General features: G+C 60.1%; 12 protein-coding genes. 3 read left to right on the top strand and 9 right to left on the bottom strand.

The genetic code is table 11. The features are described 5' to 3' along the window. Window positions 1-159: 159 nt before the first annotated feature. The 6 genes from EL2594_RS00990 to EL2594_RS00965 all read right to left on the bottom strand — a co-directional run bounded on the left by EL2594_RS00990 (window position 160) and on the right by EL2594_RS00965 (window position 8197). Window positions 160-2343 (bottom strand): TonB-dependent receptor, encoded by a 2184-nt coding sequence (locus tag EL2594_RS00990; protein WP_041684943.1) that lies wholly within the window; start codon window positions 2341-2343, stop codon window positions 160-162. Window positions 2344-2504: 161 nt separating this feature from the next. Beyond that, window positions 2505-3419, bottom strand: a complete 915-nt coding sequence (locus tag EL2594_RS00985) for an SDR family oxidoreductase (protein ID WP_011413167.1) — start codon at window positions 3417-3419, stop codon at window positions 2505-2507. A 16-nt stretch (window positions 3420-3435) separates the two neighbouring features. Continuing rightward, entirely contained in the window at window positions 3436-4581 is a 1146-nt protein-coding gene (locus tag EL2594_RS00980) for an acyl-CoA dehydrogenase family protein (RefSeq protein WP_041684941.1), read from the bottom strand. Window positions 4582-4593: 12 nt separating this feature from the next. After that, complete coding sequence (locus EL2594_RS00975; protein WP_011413165.1) at window positions 4594-5832, bottom strand: thiolase family protein; 1239 nt, start codon at window positions 5830-5832, stop codon at window positions 4594-4596. Then, complete coding sequence (locus tag EL2594_RS00970) at window positions 5829-6629, bottom strand: enoyl-CoA hydratase/isomerase family protein (RefSeq protein WP_011413164.1); 801 nt, start codon at window positions 6627-6629, stop codon at window positions 5829-5831. The genes EL2594_RS00975 and EL2594_RS00970 overlap by 4 nt, the downstream gene beginning before the upstream one ends. 23 nt (window positions 6630-6652) lie before the next feature. Beyond that, window positions 6653-8197, bottom strand: coding sequence for a class I adenylate-forming enzyme family protein (locus EL2594_RS00965; protein ID WP_011413163.1), 1545 nt, complete (start codon window positions 8195-8197; stop codon window positions 6653-6655). A 296-nt stretch (window positions 8198-8493) separates the two neighbouring features. Here EL2594_RS00965 and EL2594_RS00960 point away from each other — a divergent pair, with 296 nt between their 5' ends. Then, on the top strand, window positions 8494-9633 hold the full coding sequence (locus EL2594_RS00960; protein ID WP_049762409.1) for a CaiB/BaiF CoA transferase family protein: 1140 nt from the start codon (window positions 8494-8496) through the stop codon (window positions 9631-9633). 532 nt (window positions 9634-10165) lie between these two features. On the opposite strand, the gene EL2594_RS00955 is transcribed toward EL2594_RS00960, so the two are convergent. Together EL2594_RS00955 and EL2594_RS00950 are read right to left on the bottom strand one after the other, a co-directional pair. Beyond that, window positions 10166-11671: an alkaline phosphatase D family protein gene (locus EL2594_RS00955; protein ID WP_011413160.1), complete on the bottom strand. Its 1506-nt coding sequence runs from the start codon at window positions 11669-11671 to the stop codon at window positions 10166-10168. Then, complete coding sequence (locus EL2594_RS00950; protein ID WP_011413159.1) at window positions 11671-13986, bottom strand: TonB-dependent receptor plug domain-containing protein; 2316 nt, start codon at window positions 13984-13986, stop codon at window positions 11671-11673. Before EL2594_RS00950 ends, EL2594_RS00955 begins: the two co-directional genes overlap by 1 nt. 141 nt (window positions 13987-14127) lie before the next feature. Here EL2594_RS00950 and EL2594_RS00945 point away from each other — a divergent pair, with 141 nt between their 5' ends. Beyond that, entirely contained in the window at window positions 14128-15129 is a 1002-nt protein-coding gene (locus EL2594_RS00945; protein WP_011413158.1) for a DUF2855 family protein, read from the top strand. Beyond that, window positions 15126-15554 (top strand): PaaI family thioesterase, encoded by a 429-nt coding sequence (locus EL2594_RS00940; RefSeq protein WP_011413157.1) that lies wholly within the window; start codon window positions 15126-15128, stop codon window positions 15552-15554. The genes EL2594_RS00945 and EL2594_RS00940 overlap by 4 nt, the downstream gene beginning before the upstream one ends. An 8-nt stretch (window positions 15555-15562) precedes the next feature. On the opposite strand, the gene EL2594_RS00935 is transcribed toward EL2594_RS00940, so the two are convergent. Continuing rightward, complete coding sequence (locus EL2594_RS00935; protein WP_041684937.1) at window positions 15563-16465, bottom strand: LysR family transcriptional regulator; 903 nt, start codon at window positions 16463-16465, stop codon at window positions 15563-15565. Window positions 16466-16544: the final 79 nt, after the last annotated feature.

Genomic DNA, 16544 nt, shown 5'->3' with positions numbered 1-16544 from the left:
GAGCAAGTATATGTCCGGCCATATGCATGCTCGCATCGTAAAGGTCAAATGACAGACCCTCAGTATATAGCCTGTCCCGATTTTGTGGAATCGGAACAGGCTATGACCTTTTTATCTTCGTTTGTTCATGTGAAGTTGGTCAATCAATCACAGATCACTCTAGAAACTCAGCGCCACTTCTCCGCCGATCGTCCGACCCTTATTCAGGGGTGACAAGCTGGCGCCTGGGCCACCGAACGCGGCTGGCAACGGCGTATCACCGCCATATGTAACCTCGTTGAGTAGATTGCGCCCATAAACCGAAAAGCGCCAGATCTGGTCCGCGGTTTTGTATGTCAGACTTGCATCGAGCATGTCTGCTGGCGACAGAAACCCAGCATTATTGTCAGTGAACCGGGCACTGTCACGATGAGTGAAGTCTATGCGGGCCGTTGCAGTACCTGCTGAGCCGAGTGTCTGATCGTAGGTCAGCCCGGCACCATAGGTCCACGGTGAAAGCCTGGGAAGCTTCAGGTCGCGATCTACATCGTTGATGACGCCATCGCCGCTTATGTCAAACTGGATATTGCGATATTTCCCGTGAACATAGCCAACCTGTCCTGAGAGCACCAGATTTGGCATAATGAAGAACTGGCCTTCCGCTTCGAAGCCCGTGATTGTTGCATCCGCCGTATTGCGGATCACTTGGCTGACTCCCAGCGGGCCCGGGAGGTTGATTTCGCGTTGGAGGTTCTTCATCTGGTTGTAGAACGAGGCGATGTTGAGGCGGCTTCTTCCGAACTGCTTCTTCGCGCCTATCTCGAAGCTGTCCTGCGTTTCCTGATCGAAGGGGCCGGGCGGAACACCGGGATCGGTATTGCGCAAATTGTAGCCACCGCTGCGGAAGCCGCGGGTATAGAAGCCATAGATTTGGGTTTGATTATCCGGCTGCCATTGTAGCCCAAGCTTCGGAGTAAAGCTTTTCCAGCTTTCGTCATCGATGAAGTTCGTGGCACAGCGCAACGTGTTCACGTCACACCCATTTGCACCCAGCGGTGCGATGCGCACGGCCTTGCGTTCCCAACTGTATCGCCCGCCGATATTGAGCGTGAGCGTATTGCTGAAATGCCAGTCAGCTGACGCGAACGCTCCCCAGGTTGTTTGGTCTTGAGTCCCGCCACCCGATACGATCCTCGCACCGCCCAAAAGGTCGCGTTGCTCTGCGTATGCCAGGTCCTGCGCGAAGTAATATAGCCCGGTTGTCACCTCGACGGCGCCGATCTTTCCTGAATAACGCAGTTCATCGCTGATCTGTTCTTGATTGATGTTAAAGTAGCCGTTGAAAAAATGCTGTGGCGTCCCGTCAATATCGCTGGCAGCCCTCGACCGAAATTGCCGATAACCCATGATGTTGGTTATCACACCGTCTCCAAGGCCGACATCGATGTTGGTCTCTGCGATTGCTTGATTCCAGGTCGCATTATAGTACCCCGGAAAATCGATCGATATTCCAAACGTGTCGCGCGGGAAAATCGCGTGACTCTGCACTGGCGCGCCATCGCCATCAATGTCGCCGTGCTCATAGCGCAGATCCATCCGGAAGTTGTCGCCGCCCTTTACGCTAAGCGCGGGGCGAATGATGATGTCGCGGGATTTGCCAAAGCTGCTTTGATCAAACTGATTGCGGAACCATCCCTCATCCTTGCTGTAGTAGACGGCCAACTTTGCGGCCAGGACGTCCTCAGCGATCGGTCCTGTGACCATTGCACTGACGGTTTTCTTCAGACCGGTTTCCACCGATGCCTTGGCACTGGCCCTGAAATTGAAATCCGGGCGCGTCGTCCGCATCACGACCGCCCCAGCCGTTACATTGCGGCCGAAAAGAAGTCCCTGCGGGCCGCGCAACACCTCGATCCCCTCGAGATCGAAATTGTCGAGCACAACGCCTGCATTGATCCCAAGATAGATTCCGTCGGTAAAGACGCCAACCGTCGGGTCGATGGAAGGGACGGTACTATTGATGCCCAGTCCGCGGATCGTGAAGTTTGCGTAGCCTGGAGCCGTTCCGACACCCTCGAGCTGGACGTTGGGGACATCGTAGCTCAAGCTTTGAAGGTTTTGCACGAATTTCGCATCGAGCTGCGCTTCGCCAAATGCGGTCACCGCGACAGGCACATTCTGCAGGTTTTCGCCGTACCCCTTCTTGGTCGCCGTCACAATGATGACGTCAGACAAGGCGTCGGCAGTAGTTCCAGACGACGTTTTCTCAGATGGTGCCGTCTCAGTTTGATCGACTTGAGCTTGTTGAGCGAACGCTGGCCCGGACCAGACCAAGGCAACAGATGCCAAAAGCAGATATCTCATAGTTCCACCTCCCTAACTATTTGAAGCAATTTTTGGTGCAAAGGATGATCTGACTTGGGCCAATCGTCAAATTCAATATGCGGCCGATGTATTCCTTTTGCTCATGTCAATGCCAGAGGTGTTGAGCATAGTCCTCGGGCCAGCCAACCAATACGTTTGGATTAATCCCGGCGATCGTCCGCCATGATCCGCTGTACTGCATCGAGGCTGTCGTTCATGACAGTTGGATGCTCAGCGTCTGTGAAATCGACGATACTGTTCCAATGCTGGGCAATTTCTTCGGGCGCGAAAATGCCGTTCCTGCCCAAGTGATAACCGCACGTCCGTTCCCAACGAAGTTTCGCGACATAACCGGCACCGATTTCGAACAACCCTTTGGTCTCGTAACAGCTTTCGTGCGCGAGCCAGCCAACCAACGCACTGACCGCCTCAGGCCGCAACCTGTCGAGCAACGCCTTGGGAAAGACCGTTTCAGTCATCCTCGAAGCCGCGATTGGAGCGATCGTATTGACGTTGATGTTCCGCGAACGCCCTTCCTCGGCCAGTGCATTGGCGAGACCTAGGATACCCAATTTGGCAGCTGCATAATTCGCCTGGCCAAAATTGCCGTAGATGCCCGCCGCCGAACTGGTCATGATGACACGGCCGTAGGCCTTGTTGCGCAGCGTCGGCCATGCCGCTTGAGTGACGGCCCGGCTGCCGTTGAGGTGGATGTTCTGGATCAACGTCCAGTCCTGGTCTGTCATCTTGTGGAAGCTGACGTCGCGCAGGATGCCGGCGTTGTTTATCACGACATCGATCGTGCCGAACGCATCGAGCGCAGTTTCGACGATTCGAGCGCCATCCTCGACCGAATCATAATTGGCAACCGCTTCGCCGCCGGCAGATCGTATCTCTTCGACGACCCGATCCGCTGCGCTGGAAGATCGTCCATCCCCCATTCGATCCCCTCCGAGGTCGTTGACAACCAGCCTTGCACCGCGTTTGCCGAACATTAGCGCATGCTCGCGGCCGAGCCCTCCACCCGCACCGGTTACGATCACCACCTTGTCGTCGTATCTTAGTTCTTCGTGCATCGGGTGGCGCCTTCTGTTATCGAAACGCGGCGACGCCTGTCAGCGCGCGCGAGACGATGAGCTTCTGGATTTCCGTCGTGCCATCGGGGATCGGGCAGATAATCGCTTCGCGCACGAGCCGTTCTACGATGAACTCACGCGTAACGCCGTTGCCACCATGGATCTGAAGTGCATCGCGCGTCACTCCAATCGCCATCTCCGTAGCATACCATTTGGCCATCGCGCACTCAGCCTCAGCGCGCACGTCGGCGTCGACCAGCGAGATCGCCCGGTGCGCCAGTAGCCTCGCCGCGTCGATCCGTGTTGCCATGGTTGCAAGCTTGTCGGCGATCAGTTGATGACCCGCAAGCTTGCGGCCATGCTGGGAACGCTCCTTCGAATAGGCGATCGCTTCGTCCAGCGCGCGGCGTGCAATACCGATGCTCCACATTGCCATGTGGCAGCGCGCGATCTCAAAGACTTTCAACGTGTTTCGTAGTCCATCGCCTGGCTGGCCCAGCATGTTGGACGCAGGCACGCGGCAATCGGTAAGAAAAATCTGCGCGGTCGACTGACCATTCAGTGCCATCTTTTCGATATCGCGCACTTCATAGGGACTTTCGGCGCGATCGACCAGGATGTGGCTGATCTCCTTCTCTCCGGTCCGGCAGGTGCAGATAAGTAGGTCCGAATATGCGCCACTTGTAATCCACGTTTTTTCGCCGTTGATCACCCAATAGTCGCCGTCGCGAATGGCTCGCGTTCTTACCGCCGCCACATCTGAGCCTACGTCCGGCTCGGAAATGCCCATTGAGACGAAGAGCTCGCCGGCGACCAAGCCGGGCAGGTAACGCTGCTGGATTTCAGGTGACGCGCTACGCCGGATCAGTTCGGCGCCGACCGCGTTGATGAAACCTGGAATAGCGACATCAAGCGACGAATAAGCGATCTCTTCGAAGATCAGGAGATGCGTCAGCCAACCCATATCGAGGCCGCCCCATTCCTCGCGGTGCGGGGCACTGATATGACCGAAGGCGGCAAGTTCGCTGGTCCATTTTTGCATCAACGGCCGCTCGATGAAGCATTCGCCGTGAGCGCGAATTTCAGGCTCCAGCTTTTCGTCGAGGAAGCGCCGAATGCTCTCGACTGCCATCCGCTGCTCGTCAGTGGGTGTAAAATCCATATTATCCGCTCCTTAACGACCAAGGATGGTGACTGCGACGACGGCTTCCTCCACGCCCAGAACCCCGCCGCCATTCTGCGCTACCGCGACCCGCGCTCCCTCGATCTGGCGAGCGCCGGCATCGCCACGCAGTTGCGACACCAGTTCGTAGATCTGACCGAGACCCGTCGCGCCGATCGGGTGCCCTTTGCATTCGAGGCCGCCCGACGGATTTACGGGGATGCGGCCGCCAATGACGGTGTCGCCACGCTCAGCAGCAATCCCTCCCTCGCCAGGCGGCACGAGGCCCAGAGCCTCAATTTCGATGATCTCGCCCATCGCCGTCGCGTCGTGCACTTCCGCAACGTCGACGTCTAACGGGCCGAGCCCCGCCATCGCATAGGCGCGCATTGCCGCCAGCCTTGTGACGTGCCGATCATAGTCGTAAGGGTCGCGCTCGGCACTGGTCTGGAGCACCGACGCAAGTACTCGGATTGCCCTGTCGTCAGACACCGCCAGCTTGCGCAAGCCTGCCGAGTTGCAGATCACCGCAGCCGCAGCGCCGTCACTGATCGGTGAGCACATCGGCAGTGTCAGCGGAAACACGATTGGCGGTGCGGCCAGCACGGCCTCTACCGTGTAGGGTTTGCGGTATTGAGCGAGCGGGTTGTGCGTCGAATGGACGTGGTTTTTGGCTGACACCGCTGCGATCTGCGCCTGCGTTGATCCGTAAGTGCGCATATGGGCGCGCGACATCGCAGCGTAGATGTCCATGAATACGCTGTAGGGTTGGTTTGACACCGACCCTTCTGGCACCTCAACGCCTTGGCCCATAGCGAGCAGTGTCTCGCGGCTGCACTCCGTCTCGTGCACGTCCCACGCCCCATCGAAAGCGCTGAACATCAAGGCCTTGTCAGGCGAGCACATCTTCTCCGCGCCGAGCGCGAGCACGATGTCCGCCATACCCGACCGGACATAAGCAGTCGCCATCGCGACCGCCGTCGAGGCTGTGGCGCAGGCATTCTCAACGTTGACAACTGGCACGCCCTGCATCCCAACCGCGCGTGCTACGAGCTCGCCACGGATCATGTCCTGCCCTTCCATGTGGCCCTGCACGCAGTTGCCAAAGAAGACCGCCTCGATGTCCTCCCGGCCGCATCCGGCATCGGCGAAAGCCCGAGCACAGGCGTCCGCCGACAGGTCCTTGAGGCTGCGGTCGAGTTGCCGACCGAACTGCGTCATGCCAACGCCGGCGATATAGATGTCGCTCATTTTCCTTTGAACTCCGGTTCGCGCTTCTCTGCGAACGCCGCTAGTCCCTCGCGCAGATCGTGTGAGGCAGCATAGGCTCCGATGATCTCGAGTTCCTGGCGCAGGCCATCTTCGAGGATGCAATCTCCAGCGATTGCGGCCAACTCCTTGATGTGCACAAGCCCAAGGGGACTCTTGGCGGCGAGCATTTCCACCACCGCCTGCGTTGAATCGACGAGCGCCTCCGCTGGCACCACCCTGCTCACAAGTCCTGCACGCTCCATCTCCCTCGCGGAGACGAATTCACCCGTCATCATGAGGTAGGTCGCGCGCGCCGGTCCGATCTTGCGGGGAAGGCGGATCGAGCCGCCACCGCCTGGCAGAAGGCCATAGTTGGCATGCGCGTCACCGAACCTGGCGTCTTCGGCAGACACCACAATATCGCAGCACAATACGAGTTCGAGCCCGCCGGCAAGCGCCAATCCGTTGACCGCGGCAAGGACCGGCAAGCGCGACAACTCGATCCGCCTGAGCACGCGCCCGAGTTCCGCCAGGAAGTGCTCCAGTGGTTCCATGATCGACCCACCATAAGCATTGAGCGCGGCCAAGTCGGCTCCGGCGCAAAAGGCGCGTCCCGTCCCGGTGATGACGAATGCCCGCACCGCGGGATCGGCCTCGGCCGTCTCGATCGCCAACTCAAGATCGCGGGCCATTTCCAACGTCAGGCTGTTCAGCGCATCTGGACGATTTAGGTGCACCCAAAAAGCCGCGCCACGCCTCTCAACGGTGATGGCGTCGAGCGACACGAGGTCTGCCACTTTTGAGTCAGGAGAAGTTGCCCTCATGCGCCTGAAACTCTGCTGGCCCGCCCCGCCCAGTAAGGCTCTCGGAGTTTCGATCGTAGCACTTTGCCGACGTTGCTGAGCGGCAGAGGTTCGGTGGTGAAGACGACCTTGCCGGGCTTCTTGAACGAACCCAACCGTTCGCTAACCAAATCGATTATTTCCTGCTCTGGCAATTCAGTGCCGGGCGCGACCACGACCAGCGCAAGCGGCGTTTCGCCCCACTTTTCATGAGGGATACCGAATACGGCGGCGGCAATCACTTGAGGATGATCGGCGATCACATTCTCGATTTCGGCCGGATAGATGTTGTATCCTCCCGACACGATCAGGTCGTTTGCGCGATCGAGCAGATAGAGGAACCCGTTTGCGTCGATGCGACCAATATCGCCAGTCTTTACCCAGCCGTCGACGAGGCGTAGCGCGGTCTCCTCAGGATCGTTCCAGAAGCCTTGCATCTGGCCGTTTTCGAACCGGGCGACAATTTCTCCGGGTTCGTCAGGCCCAAGAGCGCGACCGTCGGCATCACGGATTTCGAGATCAACAAAGCTCATCGCCCGACCCACCGATTGGAGCGGCGTCGATCCTTCGGTTTCGCCGAACCATTCCTTTGGGCCTAGGGCAGTCACCGGCAGAATTTCGGTCTGTCCGTAAGCGGTGTGCAACACATCGTCTCCGAAAATCGAGCGGGCCTTACGCAACGTCGCTTCGGAAACTGGCGCAGAAGCACTGAGCAAACATCTCAAGCGCGGAAAAACGTGCCCACGCGGATTGCCGTGGTGAACAACTGCGTTGAGCATGGTCGGAGCGACGAACGCATAGCCGACCTCTTCGCGTTCCAGTATCTCGAGGAAGCTTGCCGGGTCAAACGCCTCCACCATAATGTTGCGGCTACCCACCGCCCAATAGGGAGAGAACATGAACCCGGAGGCGTGCGAAAGTGGCCCCACATGCAATACCGTCGCGCCTGGATCAGGTCTTGGTCCCACCTCCAGAAAGCCAGCGCAGCAAGTCATCCACGTGCGATGGGTATAGGCGACGCCCTTCGGCGCACCGGTCGTGCCCCCTGTGTGACGGATAACGCAATAATCATCTGGCGAGATGGTAGGGTCCGGATCCTGATCAGATGCCCGGGCGAGCCATTCCTCGTAAGTCCCGTCGCGCACGATCAGTCGCTTCAAGTCGGGCAATTCGGTCTCGAGTCCCGCGACCTCGGGCAAGAGCGCGTTGTCAACGAGCGCTAACCGGCAGTCGGTGTTGCGCATCATATGGGCATGGGATTCTCGGCGATTGCGGGCATAGAGCGGTACACGAACGAAATTGCCGATTGCTGCCGCGAGGAAAATGTCAGCCGCTTCAATCGAGTTCTTCTCCAGCGTGGCGATCTTGTCGCCCGGCCGCAGCCCCGCGTTCGTCAGCGCGTTCGCAAGCCGCACCCCCCGCGACCACGCTTCGGCAAAGCTGAATCGGCGCTCGCCGTGGACCAACGCTTCGTTGCAGGCGAAATAGCCGGCCGCCCGGCGGAGTTGGGTGCGCAATTCCATTAGCGCTGCCCCTTGCACGGGGCGGCGCTGCATCCGTTTGCGCAGTTTCCACGCATATGTATCCTCTCCATCGGATTTTCTCCGCTTAGACTTCAAACATCCCCGAAATGATCAGATTGGGTAAATCGTCACACCTGTCCAATTCATTATCCGCCGCTAATATTCCTCTAGTTCATGGTGGCAGGGCCCATTCAACATTCCATCTGGGAATATTTTGGAGCTTGAATGAATTTGATGCCCGATAATAGATCGGCGATGATCTCCGTAGTGTTCGAGCCATTGGAAAGAAATTGCAGATGTCGGGATGCGGTCCGCTCGCTGGTATCAGGGTCGTCGAGATTGCCGGTATCGGTCCAGCGCCATTTTGCGGAATGTTGCTGGCAGATCTTGGAGCCGACGTTGTAGTTGTCGATCGTGTTATCCCTAATCGGGATACGATCGACCTTGGCCGTGAGGCGATTCTCAATCGCGGTAAGCGATTTGTATCCCTCGATTTGAAGCAGTCCGCAGCGGTCGAGCACGTCCTCGATCTTGTTGAGCACAGCCATGCGATCATCGAGGGCATGCGTCCTGGTGTAATGGAACGGTTGGGTCTTGGACCCGATGTTTGCCTCGATCGCAATCCGGCGCTCGTGTTCGGCCGGATGACTGGTTGGGGGCAGGATGGACCTCTCGCGCAGACCGCCGGCCACGACATCAACTATATCGCACTGTCCGGCGCGCTCTGGTATGCTGGCGAACCGGGTGCGCTTCCGATGGCACCTCCCGGACTCGTCGGCGACATCGGCGGTGGCGCGCTCTATCTGGCAGTCGGCCTGCTCGCCGCCATCCTTAGCGCCCGTGAATCGGGGAAAGGACAAGTCGTGGATGCCGCCATCGTGGATGGAAGCGCGCATATGATGAACCTGCTGCTCAGTTTGAAAGCAACAGGACATTTCGTCAACGAGCGCGGTCGCAGCATCCTTGACGGTCCGCACTGGTATTCGACCTATCGATGCGCGGACGATCGATACATCTCTCTGGGGTCGCTCGAACCGAAATTTTACACATTGCTTTGCCAGAAGCTGGGCATTGCGGATCAACCGGATTTTGCAAACGGCTACGATCCGGCCTGCTGGCCAGACCTCAGACATCGGTTCGAGGAACTATTCCGACGAAGGACGCGCGACGAATGGATGACCTTGCTGGAGGGGACCGATGCATGTTTCGCGCCGGTGTTAGATCCGGACGAAGCCGCTTCGCATCCGCATATGGCGGCCCGACAAATCTACAAGAAAATCGATGGAATCATTCAGGCAATGCCCTCGCCGCGCTTCTCGAACACACCGCCACCCGAGCCGACCGTCAAGTCGGCCGGGCCGAATCAGAAACGGACAATCTTGCAGCAATGGCGAACGACGCGCCGCCGCCATGTATCTCGATCGAAACTTTCGTGACATGAGCCGCAGTGCTCTCTCCACTGGTTTCAGAGTCGGACCGCCTTGCCACGTATGATCGTGACAGACGTCATGGGTCTCATTCCAGTCGAACCTCACAATCGATGGGTAAGGAGAACTTGTCGCACGTGCTAGGGCCGCTCAATTGATAGTTCGTCAGACGGCGGAAGCAGGGAGCCCGGCCAAGGCTGACAGCAATACTTGTGTTGAAGTATCCGCCGAGCGGGCTGTCAAAGGTGAGAACTCTGGAGAGCGAGAACCGTGGACTGCAGCGTACTAATGAGGCTGTGCGCAAAGCGTCGTGATATTTTGACCAGGCGGAGCAGTAAAGCGATGACTGCATTCATTGACGAGTATCGACGTAATTCGGGATCGAACCAATCTGCCGGGGCTCTGCCAATCTGGAGCATCTCGCCCGTCAAGCTGTACGCTCACGTTTGGCGAGAACCAAAAAGCTCAACCCGGCATCCCCCAATAGCGTTTCGGAAGTTAGATTCGTACGATCTACAAAGCCTAAACGCTCATTTCAAAACTAAATTCTCACCCCGGGCGCCCTGTCCTCGATAGCGAACCGGCGCAAATCGAAGCTGGCGCTATTGGGATCCGTCAGATCACGAACTGCGCGAAACCGGCCGTCGATCCGTTCAGCATCGATGTCGAGCAGAGTGTATCCGGCGTTATCATTATCATGGAAGCGGACCTGCGGATTGCGGCCCTGGATGCCTGTGAAGAGCTCTTCGGGGCCGCTGCGCGAGGCGAGACAGGACGTGACGATCTCGCTCGCGACCACCGGCCCTTCCATCCGCTCCGGATCGGATGGGATGTCGTTGGCCCAGAAGGAATGGACGTCGCCGCCAAGCAGCACCGCATTGCGCACCGCCGGCTGGCGCAGTGCAGCGATCAGGCGGTCGCGAGAGGCGGCGTAGCCATCCCAGATATCGGACCAGCGCGCATCGCCTCCGCCCGGCAAGGGCAGCCGCGAGACCATCGTCGCCTGACCGATCAGGCTCCAACGGGTGCGCTCGTTCGCCAGGCGATCGCGCAACCACGCCTCCTGTTCGAGCCCGAGCATGGTCGCCACCGGATCGAAGACCTCCGCGCAGTCCGCGATCACCTGCCCGCCGCGTCCACACGGCTGCGACGTGCGGAACTGGCGGCAGTCGAGAACCGAGAGGCTGGCTAGGGCGCCCCATTCGAATCTGCGCACAATGTCCGCCGCGCCATGCGGTGTTAAGCGGCGCGGCGATATCGGCATGTGTTCGAACCATGCCTGATAGGCAGCGGCCCTGCGCGCAACGAAAGCGGCAGGGTCTTCTGTGACGCTGCCCTGAAGCGAGGCATAGTCATTCTCTACCTCGTGATCGTCCCAGGTCGCGATGATCGGGAAGGCAGCGGTGGCGGCCTGCAGATCGGGATCGGTGCGGTAGAGCGCATGACGAACGCGATACTCGTCCAGCGTGAACGGATCGGGCGCGCCGAAACTGCGAACGTCGGGGCCGGTCCCGAAAGACTTCTCGTAGATGTAGTCTCCGACATGCAGGAGAACATTGATCTCCTGCGCGACCATGTCCCGATAGGCGGAAAACCAGCCATGTTCCCAATGCTGGCAGGCCGCGAGCGCGAGGCGCATGCGCGTGGCCTGCGGATCGATCGTGGCTGTGCGACCGATGGGGCTCGTCGCTCCATCGAGGTGAAAACGGTAGAAATAAGTGCGTGCTGGATCGAGGTCGACCGGCTCCACATGCACTGCGTGCCCGCGCGCAGGACTTGCGGTGACCGAACCACTGCGCACGATCCTGCGGAAACCATCGTCGTCGGCGATCTCCACACCGACCGTAGCAGTGCCCGACAGACCCAAAGGCCGAGTCCAGAGCACGAACCCATCAGGACGCGGATCGCCCGAGGCGACGCCGAGCATAAAGGGATCGCCATCGGCATATGGTTGCGGTTGCACAGCGATGGCCGTTACCGGAGACAGGAAGCGAGACGCAGCCAGCGCCAGCGCCGTCCGGCCAAGCAATGCGCGACGCGACACCATCAGAAATTCCCTCGTAGCTGCACGAAATAGCTACGCCCGTTGACGCCGAGCGGCGTCTCCTCGCCCGTGGGAAAGCTGCCGCCGGTTGCGGCGATGAAGCGCGCCTGATCAGCAATCTCTTCCGGCCGGTCGTCGAACAGGTTCTGCACGCCGGCGGTAAGCATGATCGCGGAAGACAGGGCGTAGCTCAGCGACAGGTCGAATGACGTGCCGCCATCGAAGGTCTGCGTCTCCACGAGCGGTTGCGAGGTGTAGGTGCCGAAACGGGTCAGCGCTGCACGTGCGCTCACTGACCGGTGCTCGACGACAGCCTGCACGGTTAGCTTGTCGCGCGGCTGCGCTTCGGTCAGGAACAAGATCGACTTCTCGCCGAGCAACGGCAGAGTCGGCAGCACCGGATTGGCGCGGAGACTTTCCAATTCCGTGTCATAGAGCGCGAAGCCGACATCCATGCTTGCCCGCGTTTCCGGACTGAGGCTGGCCGACCAGCGCGCGGTGGCCTCCACACCGGTAGTCCTGGTATCGACCGCGTTGGTGAAGAAGCGTACCTGCGAGAAGCCAACTATACCAGCGCCGGCCAGAATGGCATTCACCGCCGCCCCGCGCAGCTGTTCACTCAGCGCGATGCGATCATCGATTTGGATGTGAAACGCATCCAAGGTGAAAGCGAGGCGGGGCGTCGGCTCCAGCACGATACCCGCGCTGTAATTACGTGAGCGCTCGGGTCGCAGATCTCCCGCACCCAACGCGCGCGCGATCGGGTCGCTCACCGGCAGCGTCGCTACCGAAACCAGCTGCCCTGCCGAAAGTGCGCCCTGCACCGCGCTGAAATTCTGCTGTTGCAACGAAGGCGCGCGGAACGCAGTTCCGATCGCGCCGCGCAGCGCCAGGCCCTCTGTCAGATCGGCGCGGGCTGAAACCCGCCAGGTCGTCTCTCCACCGGAATCGTCATACTCGTCGTAACGGACCGCCCCGCCGATCAGCAGCGCCTCGATCGGGCGCAGCTCGGCGTCGAGATAGAATGCAAAGGCATCGCGCACCTCATTCACCGGTCGGCGCGGAGCGAACCCCGCGAAACCGTCCGCACCGACTCCGGTCGAAGCGGCGGGTTCTCCCTCGCGGATGGCGTAGGTTTCGCGGCGGTACTGCGCGCCGGCGGTGATATTGCCTCCGGCGAGAAGTCCGAGCGAGCGCGAGACGCCGAAATCGGTGACATATTGTTCATAGGTCACGCCGCCCGAATCAAAGCTGGTCGGGCTGTCGAGACCCAGCGACACATTCACCGTATCGAAGACGCGGAAATCCGCCTCGTTGCGGCCGTAGGTCTGGCTCAGATCGAGCGCGAAGCCGCCGAGATCGGCGGAGATACCCAAGGTCCCGCTGCCATCCCAGATGTACGGTTCGATGACCGGCAGGAAACCGTCGGGATAGAGCAGCGAGGTGCCGGGCACGCGAAAGCCCGCACCGTTGTTCGAAATTTTTTGCGCGACCGTGCCGAAACCGTAGAGTTCCGCGTCGCCGAGTGGCAGGCCGAAATTGACCGATCCGCCAAAAAGCGAGGCTTCCGGATCGCCTATCCGGTAGGTTACCCGGTCGAAGCGCTGATCGACAAAGGCGCGGTTGGTCGCTTCCTGCGCGCGGACCAATGCACTGAGAGTCAAATGACCGCCCCGACCGATCGGCAGCCCGCCGCTGGTCGAGGCGAGCCCGTTGAGCCCGTCGCCTTCCTCGGTGATGCCACCCAGCAGTTCGAACGAAGCGCCCTGGGCATCGTCCTTCAGGATGATGTTCACTACCCCGCCGATCGCGTCCGAGCCATACTGCGCTGCCGCGCCGTCGCGCAGGATCTCGATCCGCTGGATCGCGTTCTGAGGGATCGTGTCGAGATCGACGCCCGCCGAACCGCGCCCGATCGAATTGTTTACATTGAGCACGGCGTTGGTGTGGCGGCGCTTGCCGTTAACGAGCACGAGCGTCTGATCGGGCGACAGGCCGCGTAGCGTGATCGGCCGCGTGTTCGCCGCCGTGGCGGTGGTGGCCGCGCGCGGAAAATTGACCGACGGCTCGAGGAAATTCAGCGCGCGGTTGAGATCGGCATACCCGGTGGCGTTCAGCTCCTCTTCGCTGACAACGTCCACCGGTACAGCTGCCTCCAGTGCGCTACGTCCGGCGCTGCGGGTGCCGGTCACCACGATGGTATTGGCGGGGTCCTTCACGACCGGGCCCTCCGCTTCGGAAGGCAAATCCTGAGCTTGCAGAGGGGAGGTGACGATAGCGCCGGCGGTTATGGTTAAAGCGAGAAGCGCGAGATTCATCGTTGGCCCGATCCGATTTGCTGCAACTGCGAACGGGGCCGCATGTAACGAAGGCTTGGCTGGGCCGGGTATTGCGCAGACCGGCACGGTGTTGCTTGTCGGGCAACAGCAATTCTGCAACACTCCTGCTACAACCGCTCGATGGCGTGGCGATACGAGCTGGAGCGGGAAGATCTGCGATCTGACAGGATCGAGTGGAACCCCATCTTTCCTTTCAAACCGGGAGCGGTGCTGCAACTCGCGCTAACCGCCAATGTCGTGACCTATGCCCTGACCGGCGGTCAGTTCGGCTACTGGAAACTGTTTCCGACCGAGCCTCCCAGGATCGTGCCGCCTGCCTGGGGCGAGGTGCGCCTCGCCAATGGAACGATCGCTTACGGACTGGTTCCGATGGCATCGCACGCCATTCTGCGTCTTGAGCCAGCAAAAGGAGGATGGCGGGAAACGAGCGACGAGCGCGCGGCGGTCGACCGCGGATACAACAGATATCTTCCCGCGGCCGGTTCGCTCCGCGAGCGCGAAGATGCGCTGCTGTTTCGCCCGCTGGTAGTGCTGGGCCTCGTGCTCGATCGCTGGTTACGTGAGGAGAACTGGTTCGGAGCGTCACAGATCGCGGTGACCAGCGCGTCCAGCAAGAGCGCACTTGGCTATGCCCTACGCCACGGTGACGGTCCGCCGTTGCTCGGGCTGACGAGCGCGCGTAACCGGGATTTCGTCGAGCGCACAATGGTCTACGACAGCGTCGCGGCTCATGATGAGCTTCCGCAGCTTGCCGCCGGCACGCTCATCCTGGATTTTACCGGAGACCCTTCCCTTATCCGCGGTCTGAGCGAGCGGAACGGCGATGCCCTCCGTGTCGTGCGGATCGGGGCAACACATGCGGGAGCCGCCTCGTTGAACGACGATACCGTGTTTTTCGCACCGGAGCGGATCGGTAGGGAGATCGCGCTCAATGGCCTTGAGGTATTCGAACGTGATCGCGCGGCCGCGATTGCGGAATTCGCCTCGCGATCGACCGACTGGTTCATCCGCGAGCATGTCGACGGACCGGACGCGATCGTAGAAGCCTTTCGCGATTTGCTGACAGGGCGAGTATCGCCCGAACGGCTATTGATAGCTCGTCCTGAAGGAGCGTTCGAATGACCTTGCCCGACACACCGGAAGCTATGCGCGCCCATATCGAACGCGAAGGCGTCGCCGCCTCGCCCTTCACCAGCTTCTTGGGCCTGGAAGTCGTCCGCTGCTGGCAAGGAACCTGCGAACTGGCGCTAACCGTGCGTCCGGACCTAACCCAGTCGCACGGAACGCTACATAGCGGGGTGCTTTCAAGCCTGGCTGACATCGTGTGCGGTTTTGCTGCGGTTTCGCAATGCGGAGCGGTCGTTACTGCGAATGTGACGACGCATATGCTCGGCCCTGCACGTGTCGGTGACCGAGTGTATGCCAATGCAACGGTTAAACGCGCGGGTAAGCGTCAGGTGGTGGTGACTGCCGATTTCCATGCGAGCAATGGTGCCGAGGAAAGGCTTATCGTCACCGCCAGCGCCACCTTGGTGCGGATCGGCTAGAAGGTTGATCAACCAATTGCCGCGAAGCGATCGCCCGCCTTCCTTGCCTCCCTGCGCGCCCAATGGATGAAATGCGTTTCCGGTGCGGACGGACCCGCACGGCTGCGGCGCCGATAGAGTCTGTAATGCTCCCCGATCAGTCGCGACTGGCCGCACGGGACCAGCGAACCGCGGGCCAGGTGCTCCTCGCACATGAAAGGGATCGCGAGAGCGACGCCGAGTCCTGCAGCCGCGGCCTCGTATGCGAGCACATTCGTATCGAACAGTCGAACGTCGATCTCTTCGTGATCAAGACCGGCCAAGGCGAGCCAGCGCGGCCAGAGATTCTCCGGCAAGCGCGGCGCGAGTAGAGGAAGGCGAGCGATGTCGGCTTCGCCCAGTTCACCGCCTTGTTCTTCAATGAGCGATGGAGCGGAGACGGGGCACCCCAGAACTTCCAAGACGTTTTCCGAAAGGAGATCCGGATCCTGGAACGAGGCCCAGATCGCCAACTGTGCTTCCCCGGAACGCAGGATGTTCGGATCGCGGGTCGGTCGAACGTCGAGACGTACACCGGTTGTAAGAGCGAAATCGCCGCTTCGGGGAATCAGCCACCGCAGGGCGAGACTGTGCGATGCCGCTACGGTAAGAGTCGCGTCGCGCTTGGGGGTACCCATGGTTTGGACGCGACCGAGCGCTTCGATCGCTGCCTCGGCCGCATTGCGATAGGTCATTCCAGCCGCGGTGAGTTGCAGTCCGCCGTTCGAGCGATTGAACAGATCGATATCGAGAAAGGCCTCCAGCGCGGCGATCCTTCGACTGGTCGCTGACGGGCTGAGCGACAGCGTCGCCGCCCCTGCGCGCACCCCGCCCGCTTCCGCCACCGCTAAGAACGCCTCGATCGCTTCGAGGGGGCGTACCTTTCTGGACACAAGACGGCGATAGCCGTCATCCGTTTAGTCTAGATGACAGGATCCGTTCCGCCATGCAGTTCTGGATCGAATGTAACAT

This window comes from Erythrobacter litoralis HTCC2594, from assembly GCF_000013005.1.
GTDB lineage: Bacteria > Pseudomonadota > Alphaproteobacteria > Sphingomonadales > Sphingomonadaceae > Parerythrobacter > Parerythrobacter litoralis_A.
The sequence above is the reverse complement of the archived record's forward strand: the minus strand, read 5'-3'. Positions and strand labels throughout refer to the sequence as shown.

What these genes read in the sequence shown, in the direction of transcription:
- EL2594_RS00965 (WP_011413163.1), bottom strand. Translation starts at nt 8,197, where the DNA reads ATGGAATTGCGCACCCAACTCCGCCGGGCGGCCGGCTATTTCGCCTGC.
- EL2594_RS00960 (WP_049762409.1), top strand. Translation starts at nt 8,494, where the DNA reads ATGTCGGGATGCGGTCCGCTCGCTGGTATCAGGGTCGTCGAGATTGCC.
- EL2594_RS00975 (WP_011413165.1), bottom strand. Translation starts at nt 5,832, where the DNA reads ATGAGCGACATCTATATCGCCGGCGTTGGCATGACGCAGTTCGGTCGG.
- EL2594_RS00950 (WP_011413159.1), bottom strand. Translation starts at nt 13,986, where the DNA reads ATGAATCTCGCGCTTCTCGCTTTAACCATAACCGCCGGCGCTATCGTC.
- EL2594_RS00955 (WP_011413160.1), bottom strand. Translation starts at nt 11,671, where the DNA reads ATGGTGTCGCGTCGCGCATTGCTTGGCCGGACGGCGCTGGCGCTGGCT.
- EL2594_RS00980 (WP_041684941.1), bottom strand. Translation starts at nt 4,581, where the DNA reads ATGGATTTTACACCCACTGACGAGCAGCGGATGGCAGTCGAGAGCATT.
- EL2594_RS00940 (WP_011413157.1), top strand. Translation starts at nt 15,126, where the DNA reads ATGACCTTGCCCGACACACCGGAAGCTATGCGCGCCCATATCGAACGC.
- EL2594_RS00985 (WP_011413167.1), bottom strand. Translation starts at nt 3,419, where the DNA reads ATGCACGAAGAACTAAGATACGACGACAAGGTGGTGATCGTAACCGGT.
- EL2594_RS00990 (WP_041684943.1), bottom strand. Translation starts at nt 2,343, where the DNA reads ATGAGATATCTGCTTTTGGCATCTGTTGCCTTGGTCTGGTCCGGGCCA.
- EL2594_RS00945 (WP_011413158.1), top strand. Translation starts at nt 14,128, where the DNA reads ATGGCGTGGCGATACGAGCTGGAGCGGGAAGATCTGCGATCTGACAGG.